This window comes from Oceaniferula flava (assembly GCF_016811075.1).
Lineage (GTDB): Bacteria > Verrucomicrobiota > Verrucomicrobiia > Verrucomicrobiales > Akkermansiaceae > Oceaniferula > Oceaniferula flava.
Genome location: NZ_JAFBGL010000001.1, coordinates 339,673 through 364,911, shown reverse-complemented (window position 1 = coordinate 364,911; position 25,239 = coordinate 339,673). Strand labels below are relative to the sequence as shown.

The 25,239-nt window shown below is 54.2% G+C and carries 17 protein-coding genes; 2 read left to right on the top strand and 15 right to left on the bottom strand.

Annotated elements, in window-relative coordinates:
• Position 1 precedes the first annotated feature (1 nt).
• The 15 genes from JO972_RS01555 to JO972_RS01485 form a co-directional block, all read right to left on the bottom strand.
• Positions 2-436, bottom strand: a complete 435-nt coding sequence (locus JO972_RS01555) for a hypothetical protein (RefSeq protein WP_309488229.1) — start codon at positions 434-436, stop codon at positions 2-4.
• 36 nt (positions 437-472) lie between these two features.
• On the bottom strand, positions 473-1,903 hold the full coding sequence (locus tag JO972_RS01550) for a glycoside hydrolase family 75 protein (RefSeq protein WP_309488228.1): 1,431 nt from the start codon (positions 1,901-1,903) through the stop codon (positions 473-475).
• Between the two features lie 31 nt (positions 1,904-1,934).
• Positions 1,935-4,775, bottom strand: a complete 2,841-nt coding sequence (locus JO972_RS01545) for a PD-(D/E)XK nuclease family protein (protein WP_309488227.1) — start codon at positions 4,773-4,775, stop codon at positions 1,935-1,937.
• A gap of 3 nt (positions 4,776-4,778) precedes the next feature.
• A complete protein-coding gene (gyrA, locus tag JO972_RS01540; protein WP_309488226.1) occupies positions 4,779-7,421 on the bottom strand; it encodes a DNA gyrase subunit A in 2,643 nt (880 codons plus the stop codon).
• Between the two features lie 45 nt (positions 7,422-7,466).
• Complete coding sequence (gyrB, locus tag JO972_RS01535) at positions 7,467-10,043, bottom strand: DNA topoisomerase (ATP-hydrolyzing) subunit B (protein ID WP_309488225.1); 2,577 nt, start codon at positions 10,041-10,043, stop codon at positions 7,467-7,469.
• A gap of 143 nt (positions 10,044-10,186) precedes the next feature.
• The gene (locus tag JO972_RS01530; protein ID WP_309488224.1) at positions 10,187-10,633 is read right to left on the bottom strand and encodes a hypothetical protein; all 447 of its coding nucleotides are present in this window, start codon (positions 10,631-10,633) and stop codon (positions 10,187-10,189) included.
• A 42-nt stretch (positions 10,634-10,675) separates the two neighbouring features.
• Positions 10,676-11,731 carry a ribonuclease D gene (locus tag JO972_RS01525; protein WP_309488223.1) on the bottom strand — a complete coding sequence of 352 codons (1,056 nt, stop codon included), beginning with the start codon at positions 11,729-11,731 and terminating at the stop codon, positions 10,676-10,678.
• A gap of 135 nt (positions 11,732-11,866) precedes the next feature.
• The gene (locus JO972_RS01520; protein WP_309488222.1) at positions 11,867-12,355 is read right to left on the bottom strand and encodes a PEP-CTERM sorting domain-containing protein; all 489 of its coding nucleotides are present in this window, start codon (positions 12,353-12,355) and stop codon (positions 11,867-11,869) included.
• A 321-nt stretch (positions 12,356-12,676) separates the two neighbouring features.
• A complete protein-coding gene (rho, locus tag JO972_RS01515; protein WP_309488221.1) occupies positions 12,677-14,101 on the bottom strand; it encodes a transcription termination factor Rho in 1,425 nt (474 codons plus the stop codon).
• Between the two features lie 112 nt (positions 14,102-14,213).
• Positions 14,214-14,834, bottom strand: coding sequence for a dephospho-CoA kinase (gene coaE, locus JO972_RS01510; RefSeq protein ID WP_309488220.1), 621 nt, complete (start codon positions 14,832-14,834; stop codon positions 14,214-14,216).
• 173 nt (positions 14,835-15,007) lie between these two features.
• Positions 15,008-17,629 carry an Amuc_1098 family type IV pilus outer membrane protein gene (locus JO972_RS01505; RefSeq protein WP_309488219.1) on the bottom strand — a complete coding sequence of 874 codons (2,622 nt, stop codon included), beginning with the start codon at positions 17,627-17,629 and terminating at the stop codon, positions 15,008-15,010.
• A gap of 117 nt (positions 17,630-17,746) precedes the next feature.
• Positions 17,747-18,769 (bottom strand): Amuc_1099 family pilus-like system protein, encoded by a 1,023-nt coding sequence (locus JO972_RS01500; protein WP_309488218.1) that lies wholly within the window; start codon positions 18,767-18,769, stop codon positions 17,747-17,749.
• A gap of 51 nt (positions 18,770-18,820) precedes the next feature.
• Entirely contained in the window at positions 18,821-19,885 is a 1,065-nt protein-coding gene (locus tag JO972_RS01495) for an Amuc_1100 family pilus-like protein (protein ID WP_309488217.1), read from the bottom strand.
• Positions 19,886-19,972: 87 nt separating this feature from the next.
• Positions 19,973-21,808, bottom strand: coding sequence for an Amuc_1101 family PilM-like pilus complex protein (gene mul2B / locus JO972_RS01490; protein ID WP_309488216.1), 1,836 nt, complete (start codon positions 21,806-21,808; stop codon positions 19,973-19,975).
• Positions 21,809-21,889: 81 nt separating this feature from the next.
• Positions 21,890-22,516 carry an Amuc_1102 family pilus-like protein gene (locus tag JO972_RS01485; RefSeq protein WP_309488215.1) on the bottom strand — a complete coding sequence of 209 codons (627 nt, stop codon included), beginning with the start codon at positions 22,514-22,516 and terminating at the stop codon, positions 21,890-21,892.
• 223 nt (positions 22,517-22,739) lie between these two features.
• On the opposite strand from JO972_RS01485, the gene proS reads away from it, so the two are divergent.
• Together proS and accD are read left to right on the top strand one after the other, a co-directional pair.
• Complete coding sequence (gene proS, locus JO972_RS01480; protein ID WP_309488214.1) at positions 22,740-24,284, top strand: proline--tRNA ligase; 1,545 nt, start codon at positions 22,740-22,742, stop codon at positions 24,282-24,284.
• 105 nt (positions 24,285-24,389) lie between these two features.
• Positions 24,390-25,220 (top strand): acetyl-CoA carboxylase, carboxyltransferase subunit beta, encoded by an 831-nt coding sequence (accD, locus tag JO972_RS01475; RefSeq protein ID WP_309488213.1) that lies wholly within the window; start codon positions 24,390-24,392, stop codon positions 25,218-25,220.
• Positions 25,221-25,239: the final 19 nt, after the last annotated feature.

Sequence of the window (25,239 nt, the reverse complement as noted above, 5' to 3'; positions counted from 1 at the left end):
GCTATTGCACCACCACGGCAGCAACGCCTTTGGAATGTTCGGGCTCAAGATTGCCGACTCGATACCAGGTTTTCTCCGTTTCATGGTAATGGAAATACACCGGTTTCTGCTCGACGCCATTTTCACACAATACGGAGACATGCTTTCCGGGCTCTACCAAATACACTTCGGCAGCGGTCCACTTATGGGAGTTCTCATGATGCTCCTCACCAATGGAGTCGGCGATATTTTTCGGATCATCAAGAAACGTAAGCAGCACTTTCTCTTGATGGCTGAGGTTCGTAGTGGAACCCGTGAATTTGACATGATCCACCATATGGCTCACGGCTTTCCGGTCTGATGTCACCGTGACAGGCCAGCCAGCGGGAGCAAAAACGGAATCGCATGCGGTCAGAGCCAGAGTCACTGCCATGGCGATGAGTAAAGGTGATTTCATTTCGAAAAGTTAGCCAGTTTTGCCAATTTTGCAAGCTCAGGGAGCTGCGGTCGTGTCCGTTGATTCTGTGTCAGTTTCGATCTCAGGCAGAGTATTTTCCCACTGATGCAACGTCACACCCGCGCCCAAACCACCCACCTCGGTAAGCAAGCTGGAACATCGTTCGTGCCAACGTGAGTAGTCGGGAGCTTGGAACTTGTCTGCACTGCCGGGAAAGACCAGATAAGTCACGGTGAGGTCACTGACCGGACGAGAATACGGGCTCGCCCTGGGGTTCAGCTCCTTTGCCATCCGCAGCGATGCCTCACCTACTTTAAAGCTGGGGCCAGCGTCACCGACGATCGCCGGGTAGAGTTTGTTTTTATAAGCCACCACAGCGTAATCCCCCACCTTCGCCGCATACTTATCGCCGCGTGCTGTGACCATGTTGATGGGCATGACAATGAAGGGATCGTAGTCCGCAATGAGATAACTGCGGGCTTCCATGTCCTGGATTTCGCGTTTGATCTTGGCAATGCGCATCCGCAACCAACTCTTGCGCTCCGCACTAGTGCCAGCAAGTGCCAGCTCCTTATTGGCATTTTCAATTCTCCGTTTCCAACCGGCGATCAAGGGGTTTGGTGTCTTACCGGTTTTTCGCCAGCCGTAACTAGTCATCGGCTGGTAGTGGGTGGAGTTGACTATCTTGTCGGGCATGGTTGGCAAGCGATCGCCATCGGAACCGTCCGAGACCACATCCATCTCGGCTTGAACCAGCAGCAGGCGCCTGCCAGTGCTCTCGTTCTTCAACTTGAGCATGGTTTCACAATCGTAAAAATTGTGCCGCGTCATCAGTTCGTCCAGCTTCGTCGCTTTCAGTTTCAGTCGCTTAGTTTTGTTTTCGTATAGCTGATAGAAAAATGGCGACACCTGAGCCTTGGGAAGCATCGCTGCGAGACCCGGGAGCATGCTGCCCAGCTCGGGGTTCACCTGATGAAGCTGATCCATGGTTCGCGTGGCTTCCGGCAGACGGATCTTCAGTTCGTAGCTCGCGGTATAACTTTCGTCCTTCACTCTCTCGAGAGACGCCGCCTTGCCTTTTTCCACACTCACCTTGGTTTCGAGGATGAAGCCTTTCGACATCTTGCGAATATCGCCCCCTGAGCTGGCGGTGTGGTCGGTGGGAACGATGATTTTAGGCGGAACGACCGGTGGTGGTTCCGGCGGAGTGACCGTCACGGGGGCGGCACCGTCCTCAGCGGTGGCGGGTTGCGAGGGGCGCTCGTTGCGCTCATGGTTCTGCAAGGACTTGAGCTTACGCCAGATTTTCCCCGGCAGCGGCCCCTGCGAGACGACGACCAAGCCACAGACGAGCACAAAAAAAGATGCCCGAATCCAGGGAAACGAGGCTGCTTTCGAGCCTCTGCGCTTCACCCCTTCGATCTCGTGAGGGTCATGGTTATGCGAATTGTTAGGGGGCGTTGCCATAGTAATAATGATGCGTTAAAAAAGGCAGCTTTCAAATGCCAAATGCGGCGGCCAAGCCATCGGGGGCCAGCTCGTAAAAATCGTCCCACTCGCGCTCTTGGGCGGAGAGCTCGGCCGCTTGATGGAAATGGCCGGCTTTGATGTGCTCAATGGCATGACCGGCCCAGACCAGCGCGTGATCTAACATCCCCTGATCAAAACCTTCCCATGGGCTAAATCCAACATCTCCCACAGCGCGAGGTAAATTGATGTAGCCCACCTGTGGCAGCTCCCCGGTGTTAAAATGCTCCTGCACGAAGGCGGCGTAGATGGGCAACTGCAAGTTGGCCCAGCGACGATCTCTGCCATTTTTTCGTTTGGCCGATAACAGGTCGCCTAACAATAGTCGGTTTTCCTTTTCGTCCCACGCTTTCAGATGCTGCTCTTCAGGCGGGTGTGCCTTGCCGGAGGTTTTGTAATCCCAGACACGCCAGCGCTCGCCGTCTTCATGGCGGTCAATGCGGTCGACAACCATCGTCAGCGGATGCCCGCTTAGTTGCCACTCGAGTGGGTTCTCATCCTGACTGCTACCCACTGCCAGTTCGGTGGCGACAATTTCCCAGCCATCAGCGCGATAGGCGGCTTGTTCTCTCGCGAATGCCCGCAGGCGTTCACGCGCACTTTCCTGCTGCACCATCAGCGGCAGGCTGAGATGTTTGCCGTAGATTTTTTGGATCTGCTGGTCGAGAGTAGCGAACAAATAATTGCGGATTTCAGCTTCGTCCACGGAGTCTTTCACCGCCGCATCACGGCCGAACTCTTCCACCACTTTGTGGCAGAGATTACCGAAGTCCATGGCATCCATCTCACGCTTGCCGGCATCGTAGCGCTGCATTTTTAATATCCGCTTGAGATAGAAGCGTAGTGGACAATTCAGGTAATCGCCCAAAGCCGAGGGTGAAATACGGCTTGGCGGATCTTTGGTGTAGGGGTTCTCCACCTCGGGTAAATCCAGCACCCAGTCGCGCCGCCATGGGCCACCTTTCGATCGGGTGGAATCGGATTCGGCAAACAAATGCTGCACCACGGCAGGCAGATCCTTCCCCTGCTGACGCATCAGCAAGCGCGACGGCTTGCGGGCTTCTCCGGCATCGTTGAACCGAGCCACCACGGCATCGACCCGACCATTCGCATCGCGTGACCGCAGGGCCGAATGCAGTAAAAAAGCATCGCGGGCGAAACGACCCGCCGAGTCTCTGAGACCCAGTTTTTCTCGCAAGGAGTCCGGCACAAAAACATCGTCCACCGAACCGTCAGGCACGCACTCTTCGTGCATTCCGGCGAGCAGCAGGTGCGCCGCCGGATCGTAGGAAATCTCTAACCACCCTTGCAGATCGAGCACGGTGGAATCTCGGTTAGAACTCGCCATTGCCGATTGCAGGCTCTCCGCAAGCATTTCGAACACATCTGCAGGCTTCGGCTTTTCACCGAATTGTTCGAGTCGGGCCAAAGCGTCCAGCGCCTCGGCAAAGCGAGGTTCGGCAGCCTCGGCGGTGCCTGACAAGCGATCCTCAGTGGCCTTCAGCCAGCGGGTCAACCACTGTCGAAGCACCTCACCGGATCGATCCGATGACAGCTTGGAAATACCATCGCCGACGCTGTTGATGATGGCTTTGGCGCTGTCTGAACGAGTCAGCTGCAAGGCATCCTTCACTGTCTCAGGCAGGTGCCTGACCTGCAGTCGGTCCAGTTCCGCAGCGGCTGCACGGCGGCTGAGATCTCGAGGCAAAAATTCTTCCGCGCCTGGCAGCCTGACAAATTCTTGCAAGGCAGCGAAAGGCGCATTCTCAGCCGTCAGGTCGCGCATCACACGGAGCAGGCGCATCAAGCCCGAGTCGGCCAAGCTTTTCCCCTCGGGATCAAACAAGGGCCAACCAGCCTCGGTGAAGGATTTTCCCAACGAGGCACTGAAGCTAGGGTCGCAAAGTGCCAGCGCAACATCAGACGATTCCGACTTCGCCTCAGCCAAAACCTGCAGACAGGTTTCCGCAGCTTCGCTGGCAGAGTCGACCACATGCATGCGCTCTTGCCACTCGGGGAAATCGATTGTTTTCCTCTGCCAGACTTCGGTGATCGGTGTCCCCCAGGCATCGAAACTATCCGCTTCCGACTCGGGGGCGTGGATCAGCACCGTCACTGGAATATTTTTTGTTAGGAAAGCTTTAATCGCACGTAATGCGAGCGGTGTTGGATCTGGCACACAAGCGAGCACGACGCGTTTGACACCGGTGATGAGCTCGGGGTTCTTTGCGGTGTTCCGTTTCGCCAGCACCGGGTCGGACAGCTTCCACTGACCGAGTCGCTGCAGCATCGCCGTTTCCAAAGCCTCCAGTTCCTGCCAACGTTCCTTTTCCTGACTGTGAAAGCCTGCATCGCGGAAGGTGGCATCGCCGTCGGCCAGCTGGTCGCGCAGGGTCATCAGCTGTCGGGCCAATGCCAGTGCCGCGCTGAATGAGCGGGTGGATCCGGAAACGTGGTTCGGCAACAGGGTGGGAAAATCCTCGACCGCGATATTCTGGATGGTGCGCACCCAGGCCCACAAGGATTCTTGGCGAGACGCCGCATGTTCCGCCTCAAACAGGCGGTTGGGAGGCATCACATGAGGTGCTAACACCCCTGTGCCGCCCGGACCACCAGTGGCTAGCGCCATGCGGAGTCGCCTGCCACTGTTGGTTGTGGGAACCACGACCAAGGTGCTCGCGAGGTCCGGCCCCAGATCGAGCAGCCATTGAGTCAGCGATTCTAACAACGGAGCATCCCAGCCGAGAAACTCCCGGTCTGGTAGAGGCTCTGCCTCTGGCTCCGTGCTAAGATCGAACTCAATTTGGGACATGGATTACTCCTCCCCCTCAGGAGCGTCGGTAGATTCGGCAGATGGATCGACATCGGTGGATTCCTCGGATGCGGCATCCGTTTCCTCCTCGTCAGAGTCGTCATCCGGCACCACGCGGGCGATATCCTGAAGTTTCTCGCCCTCTTTGAGAGTGACCAGTTTCACCCCTTGGGTATTTCGTCCGGCCTCACGCACGTCGGCGCAGCGGATACGGATCGATTGACCGTCGGAGGTCATCAACATGAGTTCATCATCGGCGAAGACGGTGGCTGCGCCAACGACCTCTCCGGTTTTCTCATTGCACTTCATGGTGATGATGCCCTTACCGCCGCGTGACTGCGATCGGTAATCGGCAAATGGTGAGCGTTTACCGATGCCATTCTCGGAGGCTACTAACAGAGTGCCCTCGTCATTGACCAGAGCGAGGCCGACGACGTAGTCCCCATCGACCGGTTTGATGCCTTGCACACCGGCGGTGGCGCGGCCCATGGAGCGAGATTGCTCTTCATTGAAGCGCAGGCTGAGGCCCTTGCGGGTCACCAGCACAACCTCATCAGAGCCAGAGGTCAGGCGCACATCGATGAGCTCGTTGGCCTCGTCCAGTTTGATCGCAATGATGCCATCCTTGCGGTAATTCTTGAAGTCGCTGAGCGACGTTTTCTTCACCTTGCCGTTGCGGGTAGCGAACAGAACAAAGCCATTTTCCTCGCCAAAGGTGATGTCCTCACCGTCTTCGTTTGTTTTACGTTCGAGACGCAGTGTCGCGGCGATGTTTTCGTCCGCAGCGAGGTTGAGCACATTCTTGATACTCCGGCCTTTGGAAGCACGGGAGCCTTCAGGAATACCGTAAACACGCTCGACGTAAACACGACCGGTGTTGGTGAAGAACATGAGGTAATCATGCGCCTGGGCGGAGAACAGCTGCTCGACAAAATCGTCCTCTTCGTCTTCCGCTTTGTTCGACTTCCGAGTTTCCATGCCCCGCACCCCCTTACCGCCACGTGCCTGAACACGGTATTCGGCGGATGGTGTGCGCTTGATATAACCTTTGTTAGAGAGCGTTACGATCATGCCGTCGTTGGCAATCAGGTCCTCGATGGCAATCTCACCATCATCAGGAAGAATAGGGCAACGGCGCGGAGTCGCGTGTTTTTCCTTAATCAGCAGCAGCTCATCTTTGATGATCGCGAGCACGCGGGCTTCCTTGGCAAGGATGTCCAAGTAGTCTTTGATTTCCTCGAGGATGTTATCGTATTCGGTCTTCACCTTGTCGCGCTCCATACCGGTGAGTTGGTAGAGGCGGAGTTCGAGGATAGCGTTAACCTGGCGATCGGTGAACACGTATTTCTCACCGCGAACGCTAGGCTGCGAGCGGATGAGGATGCCTAACTGCTCGGCGGTAGTCACAGGGAAAGTGTAGGCCTTGAGTCGCTCACGCGCTTCATCGCGGTTCTTAGAATCGCGGATGATCTTGATGAAATCATCGAGGTGGCCGAGCGCCAGAAGGAAGGCCTCCAAGTTCTCAGCACGGTCTTCGGCTTTCTGCAACAGGAAGCGTGTCCGGCGGATGATCACCTCACGGCGGTGCTCGATGAAGCAGTCCAGCGCATCCATGATCGACAGCTGTTTCGGCCGGCGTTCGTGAATGGCGAGCATGTTCACCCCGAAAGATGTTTCCATCGCGGTGAGTTTGAAAATCTGATTGATCACCACCTGCGGACGGGCGTCGCGCTTGAGGGTGATCTCGATGCGTGTTTCATCATCGGACAAGTCACGCATGCCGGAGATATCGAGCAGGATTTTCTCCCGCACCAGCTCGGCGATTCGTTGCTGTAGAACAGCCCGGTTCACCCCGTGGGGCACATCGGTGATGGTGATGATGGCGATGCCGGAGGCTTTTTCCTCCACCTCCATCGTGCCTCGCATCTTGATGCTGCCACGACCGGTGTGGAAATAGGAATCAATCCCCTTGAAGCCGCGGATTTCGCAACGCCCGGCAAAGTCAGGCCCCTTGATATGCTGCTTCAGCTCCTCGATGGTGAGCTGTGGGTTATCGATTCTGGCGCAGACCCCATCGATCACCTCGCCCATGTTATGGGATGGAATGTTCGTGGCCATACCCACCGCGATGCCTGTGCCACCGTTGACTAACAGGTTAGGAATAGCTGCCGGAAGAACGCAGGGTTCGTTACGGGTTTCATCATAGGTGGGTTGGAAATCACAGGTCTCTTTTTCGAGATCGGTCATCATCGCCGTGCCCATGTGGGTCAGGCGGGCCTCGGTGTATCGCATCGCTGCAGCGGCGTCACCTTCGACAGAACCGAAGTTACCCTGACCATCGATGAGCGTTTCACGCATCGTCCACGGTTGGGCCATGTTCACCAGGGTGGTGTAAATGGCGCTGTCACCGTGCGGGTGATACTTACCCATCGTGTCACCCACAATACGCGCACTCTTCAAGTGAGGTTTGGTCGGGGAAAGCGATAGGTCGTTGTGCATCGCGTAGAGGATACGCCGCTGTGATGGCTTCAGGCCGTCACGCGCATCTGGCAAAGCACGGGAAATAATCACCGACATCGAGTAGTCCAAGAAGGACTTCGACATCTCGTCGGCTACGTTGATTGGTTTTATATTGTCGTTCGACATTGGGAAATAGGTATAGGACTAATAGGTCTGGTTAGGACGAATGCGTTAGACATCCAAGTTCTGGACGTTCAGGGCGTTGTCTTCGATGAAGCGTTTACGAGGTTCGACGATATCGCCCATCAGGACATCGAACATCTTGTCGGCTTCAATGGCGTTTTCCTCATCCAGGCGGACGCGAAGGAACTGGCGGGTCTCAGGATCCATGGTGGTGGCGTAGAGCTCCTTGGCATTCATCTCACCGAGACCTTTGAATCGCTGAATGCGCATACCGCGACGGCCAATTTCCAGAACCCGATCGAGGATTTCAAATAGGTTGAACACCGGCAGTGGATCCTCGGTGGAGTCCCCTTCGATCAGTTCGTAAACCGGTTTGTCATCGGAGAAGAAGGGATCGGTCTGCAGTCCGAACTCGTTGAGGCGAGCCAGGATCTTGGCGATGGCAGAGGACTCGTGCAGTTCACGTTTCACTGCACGGCGCTGCACACCGTTGAATTTCTCCTTGTATTCAGCCTCCTCTTCCTCGCTGAGTTCTTCATCGAAGAGTCTGAGGTCACGGTTCTCCTGGGCGTAGGCCAGCAGTTCTTTTTCCGTGTCGAAATACATGATTTCCTCCTCGTTACCGACCCGGATGCGGACCATGTATTCGGGCAGGTGGCCGTCTTTTCCTTCGGACAGCAGGTCTTGGAAATTCCCACCGTGTCCTTCGAGCGTGGTGGTGAAGCGGGTCAGCTGCGCGAGCGTATCGAGCACACTTTTCAGCAGGTCGCTCTCCACGGTGTCCTCGGAGCCGTATTTTTTTAGCTTCACGTCCTCGGATCCCAGGCGGATCAACACTTCGTTCAGGGCGTCATCGTCAGCCAGATACTCCTCACGTTTCTTGCGCGTGATTTTATAGAGCGGCGGCTGCGCGATGTAGAGGTAACCGGCTTTCACCAGCTCCGGCATGTGTCGACAGAAAAACGTCAGCAGCAGGGTCCGAATGTGGGCACCATCGATATCGGCATCGGTCATGATCACCACCTTGTGATAGCGGACTTTTTCGATATCAAAGGCTCCTTCCTGGTCGCCCTCGCCGATCCCTGCACCGATGGCTGTGATCATGGCTTGGATTTCCTTGTTCTGAAGGGCGCGGTGAAGACGGGCTTTTTCCACGTTGATGACCTTACCCCGCAGAGGAAGGATCGCCTGGTTGATACGGTTTCGGCCTGATTTGGCCGAGCCACCTGCGGAGTCGCCCTCCACAATGTAAATTTCAGATTTGGCAGGATCGCGCTCTGAGCAATCGGCCAGCTTTCCGGGCAGTCCGCCGCCGGACATGACCGACTTCCGAACGGTCTCGCGAGCTTTCCGGGCGGCATCGCGGGCGCGGGCGGCGTTGATCGCCTTGTCGATGATGGTTTTCGCCAAGTTCGGGTTCTCTTCGAAATAGTCCTGAAGCCCCTCGTAGACGATGGAGCTGACCACACCCTCGATCTCGGCATTGACCAGCTTGTCCTTGGTCTGCGAGCTGAATCGTGGGTTCGGCATCTTGACGCTGAGCACACAGACGATGCCCTCGCGCACATCGTCGCCGGACAGCGCCGGATCCTTATCCTTGAGAATCTTGTTCGCCTTGGCGTATTGGTTGATCGACCTTGTTAGAGCACCGCGGAAGCCGGTGAGGTGCGTTCCGCCATCGGCATTGGGAATGGAGTTGGCGAAGCAGAGGATGTTGTCCTGATAGCTATCGTTGTATTGGAACACAATGTCGGCAAAGACGTCGTCCTTGGCGATCTTGCCATCGTAATCCACCTCGATCTTGCGCTTGCCCTTGATGACCACCGGATCGGGGTGCACCACGGTTTTGTTCTCGCCTAACTGGGCGACAAACTCCTCGATCCCCTTGGCGTAGAAAAACTTGGCCGACTGCGCACTTTCCGGACGTTCATCTTGCAGTTCGATTTCCAAACCGGGGTTCAAGAATGCCAATTCGCGCAGGCGGGTGGACAGGCGGGCAAATTCGAACTCGATAGTATCGACGAAAATCGTCGCATCGGGGAAGAAGGTAATGGTGGTGCCAGTGTGATTCGGGTCCACATCCCCCACCACTTCAAGTGGCTTGACCGTTTTACCACGTTCGAAGGTGATGGCATGGACTTTTCCTTCCCGGCTGACCTCGGCCCGGAACCAATCGGACAGGGCGTTGACGCACTTGGCACCGACACCGTGCAGGCCGCCGGAGTATTTGTAGGCACCTTGGCCAAACTTACCACCGGCGTGCAGGCTGGTGAGCACGAGCTCGACAGCGGGAATACCGAACTTCGGGTGCATCTCAACGGGAATACCACGACCATCATCGGCAATGGAGCATGATCCGTCGACGTGCAGGGAAATGCTGATTTTGTTACAATAGCCAGCGAGGTGCTCATCGATGGAGTTATCTAACACCTCGAACACACAGTGGTGCAAACCACGCACATCCGGGTCACCGATATACATGCCGGGGCGCTTCCGAACGGCGTCCAGGCCCTCAAGTTTATCGATTTGGGACGCACCATATTCTTGGGCGTCGGAGACATTGGTATCGGCAGCATCCTGATTGATTTCAGGCTCCTGCTCGGGCTCATTTGGCATATCGGTCATAGACGCCCCAAATGTCTGAAATTTCGTGCGCGGACACAAGTTTCTTTCGCCATTTTACGGCATTTTTTTACCTTAACCAGAGCTCACCGATCCCCCCTTCTAACGAGGACCTGATTGCTTGAATCTCAGCAGTATCCGATCTGTTATTTGAGAGCCAAATAAACTGCGACCACAATCAACGCCACGATCAGCACAGCGGCCAGTATTTTCAAAAAGACCAAGGTGTTGGTCGTCTCCATGTGTTTCTCCGAAATCACTGTATTCGGGGAAACTGAACGCCGTTTTGATGGAGGGTAATCAATCTCGGCCTTTGCCTTTGGCGTGTCCTGATTATCAGGCTCAGGGGCTGCAGCGCTTTGTCCGGGAACCTGCCGAGGCTGCACAGCCAGAGGTGATGCAGGTTTCGACACCAGCTCACGCCCCACCTCAGCCGGAGGGGCTACAATTTTTGCACCGCACGATGGGCACGGGCCCTCTACCCCGGCAATCGATTGGTCAACGACTAGGCGCACGCCGCAAGCGGGGCAACCGAACCTGAGTAATTTCCGCTCGGCCGACTGCGAGACCGATCTAACTTGAGGGAGTGACATGATAGGAAAAAAGCGATCGCAGTCATGCAAGCCTGAGGCCCGTCAAATGCCAAGCAGATTCCGCTGCCATGGAAGTAATTGCTCAGCTGCACCTTCATGTTCGCCAGCGAGCGCCTCTAACGCAGCCCGAGCAGCGATCAACGAGCTATCGATATCGAGCTCTTCAGCAATACGGTCACGCTTGGCCATCAAAGCATCCAATTTACTATCAAAATCAGGATCTTTGCGACGTCTCTTGCCGCGAATCTTTTGCGGCATTTCCTCAGCAGGAACCTCCTTGGCCTTGGCCACGGCAGCATGGAATGCCTTCACCCGGCTGGAGCGGTAGTGTCGTGGCATCTTAGGACTACGCCCCTCTGAAAGGTCGGCCACCCAATCGAGCAGTTGCTTATTTCCAGCGACCATGAATGGTGGACGATCCCAGCTTTCTGCCTCGGAATCACGCCAGTTCCACAGAGCACGAAGGAAAGTTAAGCCCTTGGGGTCCAACTTCCCACTACCCTTGATCCTCCAGCGGTCGGTCTTCTCAGCCTTCCTCTCAAGAGCCTTGTCGCGCGCCGCCACACAGCTTTCGGTAAACCATTCATAGCGACCTTTTTCTTTCAGCTGAGAGACGATCATCTCAGCCATCGGCAGCAGATAAACGACGTCATTCAGAGCATACTCCTCCATCACAGGAGTTAATGGACGCTTAGCCCAATCCGCCTTCTGCGACGTCTTTTCCAACTCCACGCCCATGTAATGCTCGACGAGATTTCCGTAACCAAACTTTCGCACACCCAGTAAGCGTGCTCCGATCTGGGTATCATACACCACCGGCGGAATCATCCCCAAGTTTTGCTTGAGCATGTGCATATCGTAATCCGCACCGTGCATCCAACACGTTGCCGTCTCCAAGTAGGTCTTCAGGTCTGACAAGTCATCGATCGCCAAGGGGTCGATCAACACGTGATCCACGCCATCGCTAAACTGCACCAAGCACAAACTTTCACTGTAGCGGTGCAAACTATCGGCCTCTGTATCGACCGCACAGACCCTCACCTCTTGTTCTGGGCGCCCAGTGAGAAAAGCGCTGAGATCCTCTTTGTTACTGATCATTCACAGAGAACATGCGCTGAATAAGGCTGGGAAAAAAGCGAAATATCCAAAAACAAAAAAGGTGATGGGCGTAAACCCATCACCTTGGAAAGTAAAATTGACCGTCGCAGCAAATGCAGGCAACGGCGACGTCGCCTAGCGGCGGCGGCGAAGCGTAAAGCCAACGGCACCAAGAGCAAGCATCAGAATGCTGCTGGGCTCAGGAACACTGGTCGTGCTAGCGAAGGAAATGGTATCCCCTGCGGACGAAGTGTAGACCACCTCAGAAGTGGTTGAGAGCCCACCGAGACCGATGTCAGACAGAGTCGTATTTTCCCAAACCCAAGTCGTGCTGGGGTTCAGAACGTTGACGATTTGATTGTCGTCATCCAAGCCATCGAAAGACTCGATATCATCATTCGCAATCACCTGTGTTCCTGTGTAACCAAAAGTATCTCCGGTGAAGTAATCAGGGCTAGCGATCAGATCGGAATCAGTTGAAGAACCACCGCTGTAGATATCATAGGTCGACTGATCCGACCTGGCATGCACCCCTTGCAGACTGGTGGACGAGCCGTCTAGCAGTGCTGAAGAATCGGCTACTTGCAAAGTGCCTGTGCCAACGCTGAGTTCACCACTGGTCACGGCCTTCACATCAGAACCGTCTTGGTAAAAGGTAATGAGAAGAGCTGCATTTGCTGTCTGGCAAACTAATCCAGAGGCAAGAAGAATAGCGCCTGTAGCGAGCACCTGAGCGGAATATCGTCCTCTTGTATATAAGTTATTCATTATTAAGTCGTAATATGGATTTGTGCATTTGCACTTACATGAAACAATACTGGGGGGCACCAGTTGCTTGCGTCTTTGAAAAAACATCATCCGCCGCATCGGTCAAGAGACAATCTCAAACTTAGTCACTAACCCCAGCACACACTTCGGTTTCTGCGCATGAAACACGGCCGCCCCTTAGCGACCGATGGTCAATCCACTGAGCAGCAGCTCCGCATTAGTCCCCGTTCTTCTCAGGTTTTTAAGTAGTGTTTCGATGGCTTCGCCAACCGGAAGAGAGGCCAACTGGCGGCGAATCTCGAGCACCTTAGCCATTTCATCAGGGTGATAGAGTCGGTCGTCATTTCGAGTGCCACTCTGTGGGATATGGATCGCCGGGTAGATCCGCTGCTCCGCAAGCTCGCGATCCAAACGCACCTCCATGTTGCCGGTGCCCTTGAACTCCTCGAAGATCACCTCATCCATCTTGGATTCAGTTTCAATCAGAGCTGTGGCCAAAATTGTCAAGCTCCCACCTTCCTCACAGTTCCTCGCAGCGCCAAAGAATTTACGGCTTTGCTGAAGGGCGGCAGGACTCAAGCCACCGGAACCAATCGGACCATTACGCTGAGTGTTGTTATGCCCCCTGGCAAGTCGCGTCAAACTATCTAACAGAAGAACCACATCCTTACCGAGCTCGACCAATCGCTTGGCACGCTCCATGACCAGATCCGAAACCTGTGCGTGACGTTTCGAAGGCTCATCAAAGGTTGAGCTAAACACCTCAGCATCCACGGTTTCCTCAAAATCAGTGACCTCTTCTGGCCGCTCATCGAGCAGCAGGATAATCAATTCCACTTCCGGGTGATTGAGCTGAATGGATTTGGCAATTTGCTTCAGCACAATCGTCTTACCTCCACGTGGCGGAGCAACAATCAATCCACGCTGTCCTTTACCCAGAGGTGCCACAAGATCGAGCACGCGAGGGGTCATACCGGTCTCTACGTTCTCAAGAATAATTCGACGGTCAGGGAACATCGCGGTAAGATGATCGAAGCTTTTTGGCTTTTTATATTCATCCGTTGGCATCCCTTCAATTTCCACTACCTCACTGGCTGAAATGTATTTATCCCGCCCTTTAGGCCCACGTAAACGCACTTTAATTTTCTGGCCCACTAACAATCCATGTTCGCGGATCAGGTTACCATTGATGTAGAGATCGTCGGGTGACGTCTTGAAACTTTTAACCGGATCACGCAGCATAGCGTAATTATCCTTCGCCTGCTCTAGAATCCCCTCGCCCTCGAGCTCGACTCCTTCACGTCCATAAAAAGCAACCAATTCGAAAATCAGTTGACTCTTGGAGGCCTTGGCTGGGATCTTCACTGGCAGAGCTTCTAACAGGCTATAGATCTCCGACAAGGGCTTCTCACGAAACTCGTTAATATTGATCGATTTTGGCAAATCAGGCATTAAGGGTTTTGCCTCTTCCTGAGTTTCTGAATCTGGTTTTTCAGCAGTCTGGTCGGAAGCCGAGGCTGGAGCTGATTGGGCAGCCGATTGATCGATATCATCGGATGCAGCCTCTTTGGCGTCTTCGTTGGTTTCTGGCTTGTCGGTCATGGGGAAATGGTTGGGAAAAGTGTAGGTGGCAAAGGGCACGAATCGGGATGAAATCTCCGGCTTGGTATGAGCTATGGTTCGACGCGCCGGATGGCTGGCTCAATAATGAACCTTAAAGATTCAAATTGAGGGAATTGAGGTAACGGCGGCATTGGCTGCGCAGTGTTTTAACCGGCCCCTCATTCCAGATCACCACATCGGCCAAGGCAAACTTGGACTCGATAGGCATCTGCGATGAGAGCACAGATTGCACCGTGTTGGCATCCCAATTGTTCCGTTGCCTCAGTCGATTGACTTGAGTATTTCTACTGGTAGCTACCAGCAAATTGGTCGACTGACCAAAATCAAATCCGTTCTCAAACAGGAGAGGGACATCCGCAACGAACAGGCGAGACTGACTGTTTTTAACCGTTTGAGCCAGCAATGCAAGACATTCCTGACGCACCAAGGGATGAAAGAGATCTTCCAGAAATTGCTTGTCGGCTGGATTTGAAAACGCCCGCTCACGCAACAGCCCTTTGTTGATTTCTCCACCATCGCTAAATAGGCCGTCACCAAAGTGAGCGGCTAAAGCCCGAAGCACAGTATCACGCTGATAGAGATCGCGAACACAGGCATCGGCATCAAAAAGGACGGTCTCTGGCAAAAGATCCAATAGAACCTTGGCACAGGTCGACTTCCCTGTGGCAATTCCCCCACTGAGCCCAAGGATCGTTAATTGCGAGTTCGTCATAAAATTCAACAGCCACCTGCGACTGATGAAAAAACCTAGCCAAGCAAGCGCCAAGGGGCAAGCCGAGAAGAAACCGGCACCGTGCCGATTCGAAAACCACATACACAAAAAAACAAAAGCCCTGACCGCGTCACCACGGTCAGGGTTGAATGATTGGTTGCTAGTGTTCCAACTTAAGGCGTAGGCAGAAGACCTGGGCCATCAGCTGGTGCTCCAGCAGCTCCTCCGGTGCCAGCTGCAGATGGTGCAGCAGTGTTGTTGATCGGAGAACCAGCAGCATCGATAATCTGAGCAGTCACGAAGATGATCAGGTTACTCTTGATGCGGCTTTCGGACTTGCTCTGGAAGAGGCGTCCGATGATTGGAAGGTCACCAAGTATTGGCACCTTGTCCTGCACGTTTTGCACATCTTCACTCATCAGACCACCAACGGCAACGGTGTAACCATCATAGATGGTCAGCGCAGTTGTCACGCGGCGGGTTGAGAAGACTGGCATCTCGATGCGGTTTTCTGTGATGGTGATTGAGATCGGGTTACCGAGAGCATCTGTGGATGGGCTCTGAATTGGGCTACCGTAGTTGATGAAGCCTTCGAACTCAACCAGCTCAGGAGCAAAGCGGAGGTCGATGGTGTAGTTGTTTTCACCGATGGTTGGCTCGATTTCAAGAGTTACACCTGTGTTCCGTGTTTCGAACGCAGTAGGCGTTGCTGGAGTCACTGGGAAGATTGCTGCACTGGTGCCAGTGTCAGAATCGCCAGTGCCCACCCCCACGGAGTTAGGAAGTTCTGGTGGTTCATACTCAGTTGGGTAGATAAACTCGCGAATGACCTCAATAGTCGCTTTCTCACCACTACGGGCGAGAACACTTGGAGCGGTCATCACATCAGTGCCCTTCTTCTGAGCCAATCCGCGCATGATCATTTGCACCTCACCGTCTGTGAACAGACCAGTGAAGGAAAGGATACCAGGAGCCACACTGCTTGTCTGAGCTGTGCGGTCAGGGTTGTTCAGAATCGAGTCGATGCTGTTACGAGTTGTTGCGTAATCACCACTACGAAGACCGGAGGTGGCGATATTGGAAACGGAAGTTGCGCCAGTGCCGAGGATCGAAGGATCACCCAAGTCTGCGATGGAACGCGCTGAACCGTTGCCGGTGCTACCACCACTCAGGAAGCTGCTGCTACCGTTGAGGCTGACAGGGTTGAGAATCCAATCAAATCCGAGTTCATCACTGTTCTCTTGGGAGACTTCGATGAACTTGGTCATGATGCGCACCTGACGAGGACCGCCTTGACGCATGTTGTTGATGATCTGCTCGATGATGTCGAGGTTACCCAGGGTGTTGTGAACCAGCAGAGTGGATGTCGCTGCGATGTGGTTCGCAAAGGCATTGTCCGGGAAGCTCACACCGTTACGAAGGAGAAGCTCCTTGGCGCCGGCACGTGCTTTGAGAGCATCGCCGCCACCTGTGTCAGCTCCGCCACCGAATGGATCGGGATCAGCTCCACCGTCGCCGCCACCTTCAGCACCAGAAAGTTTGGAGATGAAATCTGGTGGAACAGTGAATGAACGGGTGTAGAGATCGGAAACCTCAAGTGCGTCAAGAGGAAGAAGCACAACGGAGTGTTCGTCCAGCTTGTAGCGAAGGCGAGTTGCGTCACAGATATACTGAAGCACGGTGCCGAGTGGAACTTGGCGAAGCTTCAGCTCTTTGATGCGCAGGTTGGCTGGGTTAGGAGCAGCGGCTCCTGCGTCAGCAGCGAGGTCAGCTTCTCCGCCAGCAGCTGCACCATCGGTGCGAGGCTTGCGAACGATGAAGTTGATTCCTTTTCGTCCTTCATCGGGCTCTGGATCGAGCTCACGAGCACGGAGGCGAAGGAAATCCAATGCTTCTTCAACAGTGGTGTTATCAAAATCGACAACGGGAATGATGATGTTGTTGAGCTTTTGCTTGATATACTGAACTCCGTAAGCAGGGCCCTCTGGTGTTTCATCAGGACGAGCAGTAGGAAGCTCTGGAGGAACGGCCATTTCCCAAGCGCGGTCCACTTCGGAAAGCAACTGAGCGCGGGTGTGGTCGTAAGCTGAGCGATAGTAGTCAGACTTTTTAGAAGCAATCTTCTCAAGCCAGCGACGTGCGGCTGTGTTGTATTTGTCAACTTGCAGAACCTTTTTGAATTCGTTTTCTGCAGCATCGAAGTTGCCGAGGTTGAAGTATCCTTCACCCATGTAGAGAGCCTTGCGCACGCGATCGACGTTTTGCGTGTGCTGGTAGTCAAGAGCTGGGTTGGTGCGGATAGGATCGTCAAGATACTCCAGCTGCTTCTTGGCAGCGAAGTTCGCAGGATCCTTGGCGAGGACACCTTCAAGCATGGTGCGAGCCTCGTTGTATTTACCCACGCGGCGGTATTTCTGAGCAAGTGCTACAGTAGCATCGCCCAAGTGACCGGTGTAGGAGTGGCGGCGGTCAGCAAGTGCTGGACCAGGAGGCAGCAAGCTAACAGCTTGTTGATACTGTTTAACAGCTTCCTCATAGTCGTTTTCTGCGTAGGCTTTGCGTCCCAAAAGGAGCGCTTTATCAGCCTCGACAACGAGCTGCGAGCGACGTGCGATTTCACCGGAGGCGATGCTGGACTGTGCATGTGCTACTTCAATAGCAACAGGCATAGCGGCAGCAACGGCCATCAGGATCGCCGCCTTACGGCTCACGTGCCGAAGCACGGAGTGGCCACGATCACTATTCCCCGCGAGGAGAGTAGTGTGTGTAGGTTGGTGCGTAGGTGTGGTTTCCATAATAGATGTGTATAGTTTCTGACTTCTTGACCTAGGTTTGTGAAGCGTATTTTTTGATTATTTTCAATCCATCTCGTTCGTCAATACTCACGAGTGATCAAGTTGTTGGTTAATGGGTTATTTTTTGATGTCGAGGACCTGTGTTTTGGTGTTCCCCTCTTTGTCGGTATATTCGATTTCGACCTTGTTATTGATGCGATCGACACTCTTCAACAGATAAGGTTTTTCTGTGGCGTTGGCATCGAATGGCAGCGAGAAGCGGGTCATTTCAGGCACTTTGAATGTCTCACCTTCTTGGCCAAGAGCATTGAGTTGGAACTCGACTGTGCTGTCGAAAATGCCAGGGTTACCTTGACGATCGATCTCATAGGTGACGCCCTTTTTGTTAGACTGCTTATCCTCGATGATCCAGAAGCGTTCTTCGGTAGTGATCCCACCTTTCTTGACTTGCTTCTTCTCGAGACGAACGAACTTGAACCGGTTCTTCATCAGTTCTTTTTCGAAGACGATATCCGTTCCCTCTTTGATGGGCTCGGCTGGCATCTTGTTTACACGACGCTCAAGCTTGGTTTGCAACTTGAAGGTGAACTGACCACCACCAAAATCGCTGGCTTTCAGGTGAACTTCGGTGGTTTCGATTCCCACAGCATTCAGCTTGGCGATGGGGTTGGGATGCTTGGCTGGATCGTTCGGGTCAGTCTCGGCCGTGTATTCCTCGCGGTTGGTGAAACCGTCCTCATCAGGATCGCGCTCAGGAGAGTCTGCGTAACCAGGATCGATATTTTCCTCGATCCACCAGGTATTGGGAATGCCTGCATGCACGGGCGAACTCTTCAACAGATCGACGGGGTTCTTGGGGTCGTCTTTCTTGGAGAAAAGCGGCACGCCGGTGAACAGATCGACCTTGCGGCCATCGAGATCACCAACGGCAATCTCATGAACCTCGGAGAGCGATCTCTGTGCATGCTCGATAGCGAGTGAGCCCGGAACGGACACATCGTTATTGGGCGTTACGGATGGAAGAACAATTGCTTCATCAATTGCTCCTTTGTTTTTAAGAATGACGGCACCGAAAGCAAGGGCGACAACTGCCGCTCCGCCGATGGCAGCCTTTTCGTAATTTTCTGAAATCCAGGACATAGGTAATGTGATAGTATAAGGTGTTTAGACTAAATAATCGGTGATGATTGATTAGTTGGCTGCGGTTTCAGCTGCTTGCTCACTGACGGGCTTCAGCAGCACGATATCGAAAACGATGTGCACGTTAAGGCTTTCATCACCCAAGACCTGCTTCAGGATCTGCTCTCCACTGTTGGCAGCAGGTGCTGGTGCAGCGCCGGCATCATCAGCGCCAGCCGCGACATCACCTTCACCGGTGTTCGCCGAGTCACCAAGACCAGGGAAACCGGCAAATGGATCACCCGCAGCAGGTGCTGCAGCTGGGGCTGGAAAATTCGCGTCAGCCTCGGATGGGGCAGTCTGCTTTTCATTGCGCACACGCAAGCTGCGGATGGCGAAGAAATACTTATCAGAACCTACCATTTCCTTGAGAAAATCACGAACAGCAGCTTCATCAGCTGTGAAAGTGAGTTCCATCGGCATCAGCTGGTAAGGGCCATCTGGAGCGGCACCTTGTGCCCCCTTGCGGTTGGCATTGGCACGACCGGCGCGATTATTTCGACCTCGTGGTGCGGGAGCGGCGGCCGGCTTACCGGTTTCAATCGGCAATGGTGTGCGAACGATATTTACCAGCGCATCAGGCTTGGTTTCGGCCAGCTTGCTAAGCAACCACTGGGTGGCGCCGAGCTGATAGTTCAACTTCGGAGTGGCTGCGGACTTGATAGCGCTCTTGGCGTATTTTTCAAATCCGAACTCGGTCTCCTCGGGCAGCGTAGTGCCAGCTTCCTCAAACTTAGCTCGCAGGCTTTTGCTAATATCGACACGGAGGTCACTGAACTGCTCGGGCGAGAGCGTTTCCAATTTTTCCGGACGATAGCTGTTAAGCCCCTTGCGAACCTCATTGATCGCTTGGTGATAAGTAGCCATCGCCTCCTCCTTGGCTTTGCGGTTCTCAGCATTGGGATAAGGTGTCGACTTTTCCAAAGTCGAGTATTTACCCTTCAGCGTCTCAAAGCTTTCCATCTTCTCTTCATAGGCATTCCCTTGGGAATTACCGAAAAAGAGAATTCCTCCGCCAACGACGGCAGTGACGCCAATCAATCCGGCGACAAATTTGTTTTCCTGAATCCAACTCATGGTCGTGTAGTCTTCTTGTGTAGTGTAATTATTAAATAGTGTAGTGGTGGTGACCCTTACAGGCCACCTGCTCAAATCGATTTTGCCTTATTGGGATTTAGGAGGCGTGGGGGCTGGGATAGGTCGCTTCAGAACCAAGGTCACCTCGAAAGGTGCGGCGTAGCTACCTTCGGCCAAACTGGTTGGCAGTGTCAGGCCGAGCTTTTCAGTCGGCTGAACCTCGAAGAATTTGCTATCGGCACGAAGACGATCGAGAAGTTTATAAACCTCGTTATAACCGCCTTTACCACGCCAGAAGCCTTTAATCCGAATGGCATTCACCATTGGCGCCGGCGGGGCTGGCGGAGCAGCACGTTTGCTTTTCTTGCGGCTTGTTGGCGCAGGAGGTGCCACCTTCAGCTTGGTCAAAGAACTCTGACCATAAACGGTCTGAGTGAAATCACTGACGATCACCGACTGGGCATTATCAGCAGCACCTTCACCGTTGGCGGAATAACCCACCACAGGATCAAGGTCAGCCAGCCAAACCGTATCACTGGTGAAGTGATGAGCGAGGTCATCCCAGATATCCACCCAGAGGACGCGGGCGTTCTGGGCATTCACCAGGCGCTCGCTGAGGACATTCAAGTTCTCTTCACGCTTGGACAGCTTTTTCAGTGGCGCGGCATAGCTTTCGAGATCGGCCACCTTGGCTTGCAAGGCTTTTTCCTCCTCGCCCATGCGACCGTTTTTCCAAACATTGAAGCCTGCCCATGCAGCCAGACCCAGGAGCAGCACCGCGGAGGCACCAATCAAAATTGGCTTGCGACGCTCGGTGTCGCGTTCGCGGGAAACAACATCAGGAACAAGATCAATTTCGAGAGCGGCTTGATCGATTCCGCGCAGTCCCAGACCAACCAGCTCGCCGAGCAAGTGAGCCTCGGCAGCGATGCGGTCGACGTCGACGCCCTTGCCCACGGAAATACGTTTCAGCGGGTTGAAGAATTCGACAGGGAGACGAAGTTTCTCTTGGAAGAAATCGGCAACGTGCGGGAGGTTGGCTCCACCGCCGGCGAGCATCACTCGCTTGGGTGCGCTACCGCCGTGTTGACTGCGGAAGTAGTTGGTCGTGCGGGCAATCTCTGCAGGCAGCTTACCGAGGGCATTGCGGATCACGGTGGCCAGAGCCGCCGTGGCTTCGTCCAGCTCGGATGTGTGCGCCGTGTTCAGAGCAACCATACCGTTAGAACACTTCTGTGATTCCGCCTCAGCGAAACTCACGCCGTATTCCTTGGCGATGGCGGTGGTTACGGAAGCGCCACCAACAGCCACGCTGCGGGTAAACATCCGGTTTCCTTCCAGGTAAATCAGGTTGCAAGTCTTCGCTCCGATATCGATCAGCAGAGTTGTCTCTTCCAGTTCCGGGTAGTTGTAACGCAGAGCATTGTAGAGAGCCATCGGTGAGGCGTCGACCTCAGCAGTGCCGAGTCCAGACTCCATCACGATATCGTTCATGTCGTTGAGCGCATCGCCCTTGATGGCCACCAGAGCGACCTCTTTTTCGCCAGCGCCACTCTCGAGAAGCTGCCAGTCCCAGATCACCTCATCGATGGGGAACGGAACGTGCTGCTGGGCCTCAAAGGCCACCAACTGCTCGATGTTGTCGTCCTCGATTGGAGGCAACTTAATGAAACGGGTGAAAACCGACTGGCCGGAAATTGCGTAGCGCAACTTCGACTTGCCGACTTTCAGAGTGTCTGCCAATTCCGAGATTGCCACCCGAATCTGGGGCAAGCGCGCCATTTCGGCGGCCGGATCGGCGAGGATGGATGATGATTCGTATTTCTTGAGGATAAGTCCCCCATTCTTCGAGGGCTCGAAAACCCCCATGGAGATGCGCTGAGATCCAATATTCAGTGCAACGGTAGCCTGTGCTTCTGCCATGTTATGTGCTGGTTATGAAAATTTAGTGATTTAAAAAAAGGAGGGGGTGTTTGTGTAAGTGGTATGTTGTTCCGTGTGATACTAGCGGCGTTCTTCAATTTCAGCATAGCGATCCCACCACAGGAACTCGAACGGAGTCTCATTCTTGTGACGAAGTGGAATTTTATCGTAACGAGAAATTTGGGTCCACCAGCCGGGCTTACCGGTGGAGGAGAAAAAGCCACCACCGCGATTCACAGCAGCCTGACCATTGACAAGAACTTCGCCACCGACAGATTTGACGATGCGTTTCCCGGCACTCTCGCGTCCGCTGATGCGACGAACAGCTGCGGGAGAAAGATAAACGGATGAGTAAACCTCTTCACCCACTGGCACGTTCACATGATTAATTTCCTTCTCCATGTAAACAGCCTTCCGCCCACCTGATGGATCATCAATGGCGACATACCATTTCACGGTCACACGGTCGACGAAGTTGGACTTGTAAGAAGAGGGCATCTCAATCTTAAACTTGACCTCCACTTCTAACCAATCCTTCGGCTTGAAGTTTTTCTTTCCTGTATTACCTCCTACGTCAGGTGATGGCAGATCGTCAAAAGACGGCTTATCGACGGTCACTTTCCCGGCCTGGGCCATAAGTGGGCTGGCCATGGACATGACGCCTAACACAAGGGCGGACAACAGATGGTTTCGGTTTGAATGTTTCATAATGATCTAGCTTTCGATTAGGCTATGAAACGGAACTGAGGTTTGGCCAGAATAAAGGGTGAAAGATTTGCGATTTTTTTTCGTGTATCCATTGTGAATTCATCGTGAGGCAGATATGACACAATTCGTCCGGAGAGCAGCTTACACGGCAAGCAGAGATTCGTTGTTAGCACGCACATCGCGCTTGTGAATTGGCGACGGCTGTGGTTTTTCTATCCCCGCCATGGCCAAGCCACAATCTTCCAAATCATCCGCCAAGAACAAAACTGCCATCCAGCCCACACGGGAAGCTGACTTCCCTGAGTGGTATCAACAGGTGGTCCGGGCCGCAGACCTCGCGGAGAACTCGGAGACCCGTGGATGCATGGTAATCAAACCCTGGGGATACGGTATCTGGGAGCTGATCCAGCAGCAGCTCGATGCGCAGTTCAAGGCCACCGGTCACCAGAACGCATACTTCCCCTTGCTGATCCCCCTTTCCTATCTGGAAAAGGAAGCCGGCCACGCCGAAGGATTTGCCACCGAGTGTGCCGTGGTGACCCATCACCGACTGGAAACCGCCAAACAAGAAGACGGCTCGGTCAAAATGATCCCCACGGGCGAACTCACCGAGCCCTACGTCATTCGCCCCACCTCCGAGACCATCATCGGCGCGGCTTTCTCACGTTGGGTGGAATCCTATCGCGATCTGCCACTGCTCATTAACCAGTGGGCGAATGTGATGCGTTGGGAGATGCGCCCCCGCATGTTCCTGCGCACCGCCGAATTCCTCTGGCAGGAAGGCCACACCGCGCATGAAACGAAGGAAGAGGCAATCGAGGAAACCCGCACCATCCACAGACTTTACGAAACATTCCTGCGCGACCACCTTGCCATCCCTGTGATCGCTGGCGAAAAAACCGAGGCCGAACGCTTCCCCGGCGCCGACATGACCCTCACCGTGGAGGCCATGGTACAAGATCTGAAAGCTATCCAGGCCGGAACCTCACACTATCTCGGTCAGAATTTCTCCAAAGCCCAAGACATCAGCTTCACCGCCAGAGACGGCTCCCAACAGCATGCCTACACCACCTCTTGGGGTGTCTCCACTCGCCTGATCGGCACTTTAATCATGGCCCACTCTGATGATGACGGACTGGTGCTACCACCTCGCGTGGCCACCCAACAAATTGTCATCGTCCCAGTTACTCCGAAGGAAGACAGCCGACAAGCCATCATCGACGCCTGCGAAGCTCTCGCTGAGGTCCTCCGTCGCGAAAAATCCTACGGTGGCCAACCGCTGCGGGTGCACGTCGATAAACGCGACATCGGCGGTGGCGTGAAAAAGTGGGAGTGGGTGAAAAAAGGCACCCCAATCCGTATCGAAATCGGCCCGCGCGATCTTGAAGGCGGCAAAGTCTGCCTCCAGCGTCGCGATCAGGCAGCTAACGAAAAAGCCTTCGTCCCGAAAGAAGACTTCATCCGCAACGTCACCGATATTCTGCAAGAGATCCACAGCAACCTGCTGGCCAAAGCCACCGAACTGCGAGACTCCAACATCTCCGAGTGCAACGATCTCGAAACCTTCGAGAAGCATTGGTCGCAGGAAATGCCAGGCTGGCTGAGCACCCCGTGGTGTGGCAGCCGCGAGCAGGAGGAAGAACTTTCCAAAAAGCACAAAATCACCATTCGCTGCCTGCCAATCGACCAGCAGGACGGCCCGGAAGCCCCTTGTGTGCTGACCGGCGAAGCCACCAGCCAGCGTGCCATCTGGGGACGCAGCTACTAAAAATCATCCCACCGACCAAGCATCCAATCCCAAGACCACGACAGCGGCTTTTGCATGCAATCCGTACTTGGAATTTATAATTTAGAACTTAGAATTTAAATCCACATGGGCATCTTCAACAAACCAAAACTTCGAGGCCAAGGCAGCAAACGCGACTCCATGCCAGATGATCTCTGGACCAAATGTAGCGACTGTGGAGAGCTGATTCACTCGCTTGACCTCAAGCAAAACCTACTGGTCTGCCCGAAATGTGACCATCACTTCCTGATTGGCTCACGTGAGCGCATCAATCTGATTGCGGACGAAGGCAGCTTTGAAGAAACCGATGCTGACCTCTTTTCCAAGAACCCACTCGGATTCGCCAAATATGAGGACAAGATCGCCATGCTGCGCGAAAAGACGGACCTCAACGACGCCGTGGTCACAGGATCGCTTACCATCCAAGGAAAACGCGCCGTCATCGCCGTCATGGACTTTAAATTCTTCGCCGGCTCCATGGGCTCTGTGGTGGGAGAAAAAATCACCCGGGCGGTGGAATTGGCAACCGCTGAAAAACGCGGCATTATCATCGTTTCCGCCTCCTCCGGTGCGCGGATGCAGGAAGGGATGCTCTCCCTGATGCAAATGGCGAAGACTTGCGGCGCCCTGGCCCGTCACTCGGACGCCGGCCTGCCTTACATTTCCCTGATGACTCACCCCACCACCGGTGGTGTCACCGCCTCCTTTGCCACCATCGGCGATATCAACCTGGCCGAGCCCAAGTGCATGATCGGCTTTGCCGGTCCTCGTGTGGTCAAGGAAACCACGCACCAGGACCTTCCTCCTGGCTTCCAGACCGCCGAATTCATGGTGGAACACGGCCTGGTGGATGACATTGTGCACCGCAACAAGCTGCGCGACAAACTTGGCCAACTGCTCGGCTACATGCTGCCATAGTGGTCTCTGCTTTTCCCAG

Bases quoted from the DNA above. Each gene is read 5' to 3' on its own strand.
- JO972_RS01555 (WP_309488229.1), bottom strand. From the start codon at position 436: ATGAAATCACCTTTACTCATCGCCATGGCAGTGACTCTGGCTCTGACC.
- JO972_RS01550 (WP_309488228.1), bottom strand. From the start codon at position 1,903: ATGGCAACGCCCCCTAACAATTCGCATAACCATGACCCTCACGAGATC.
- JO972_RS01545 (WP_309488227.1), bottom strand. From the start codon at position 4,775: ATGTCCCAAATTGAGTTCGATCTTAGCACGGAGCCAGAGGCAGAGCCT.
- gyrA (WP_309488226.1), bottom strand. From the start codon at position 7,421: ATGTCGAACGACAATATAAAACCAATCAACGTAGCCGACGAGATGTCG.
- gyrB (WP_309488225.1), bottom strand. From the start codon at position 10,043: ATGACCGATATGCCAAATGAGCCCGAGCAGGAGCCTGAAATCAATCAG.
- JO972_RS01530 (WP_309488224.1), bottom strand. From the start codon at position 10,633: ATGTCACTCCCTCAAGTTAGATCGGTCTCGCAGTCGGCCGAGCGGAAA.
- JO972_RS01525 (WP_309488223.1), bottom strand. From the start codon at position 11,731: ATGATCAGTAACAAAGAGGATCTCAGCGCTTTTCTCACTGGGCGCCCA.
- rho (WP_309488221.1), bottom strand. From the start codon at position 14,101: ATGACCGACAAGCCAGAAACCAACGAAGACGCCAAAGAGGCTGCATCC.
- coaE (WP_309488220.1), bottom strand. From the start codon at position 14,834: ATGACGAACTCGCAATTAACGATCCTTGGGCTCAGTGGGGGAATTGCC.
- JO972_RS01505 (WP_309488219.1), bottom strand. From the start codon at position 17,629: ATGGAAACCACACCTACGCACCAACCTACACACACTACTCTCCTCGCG.
- JO972_RS01500 (WP_309488218.1), bottom strand. From the start codon at position 18,769: ATGTCCTGGATTTCAGAAAATTACGAAAAGGCTGCCATCGGCGGAGCG.
- JO972_RS01495 (WP_309488217.1), bottom strand. From the start codon at position 19,885: ATGAGTTGGATTCAGGAAAACAAATTTGTCGCCGGATTGATTGGCGTC.
- mul2B (WP_309488216.1), bottom strand. From the start codon at position 21,808: ATGGCAGAAGCACAGGCTACCGTTGCACTGAATATTGGATCTCAGCGC.
- JO972_RS01485 (WP_309488215.1), bottom strand. From the start codon at position 22,516: ATGAAACATTCAAACCGAAACCATCTGTTGTCCGCCCTTGTGTTAGGC.
- proS (WP_309488214.1), top strand. From the start codon at position 22,740: ATGGCCAAGCCACAATCTTCCAAATCATCCGCCAAGAACAAAACTGCC.
- accD (WP_309488213.1), top strand. From the start codon at position 24,390: ATGGGCATCTTCAACAAACCAAAACTTCGAGGCCAAGGCAGCAAACGC.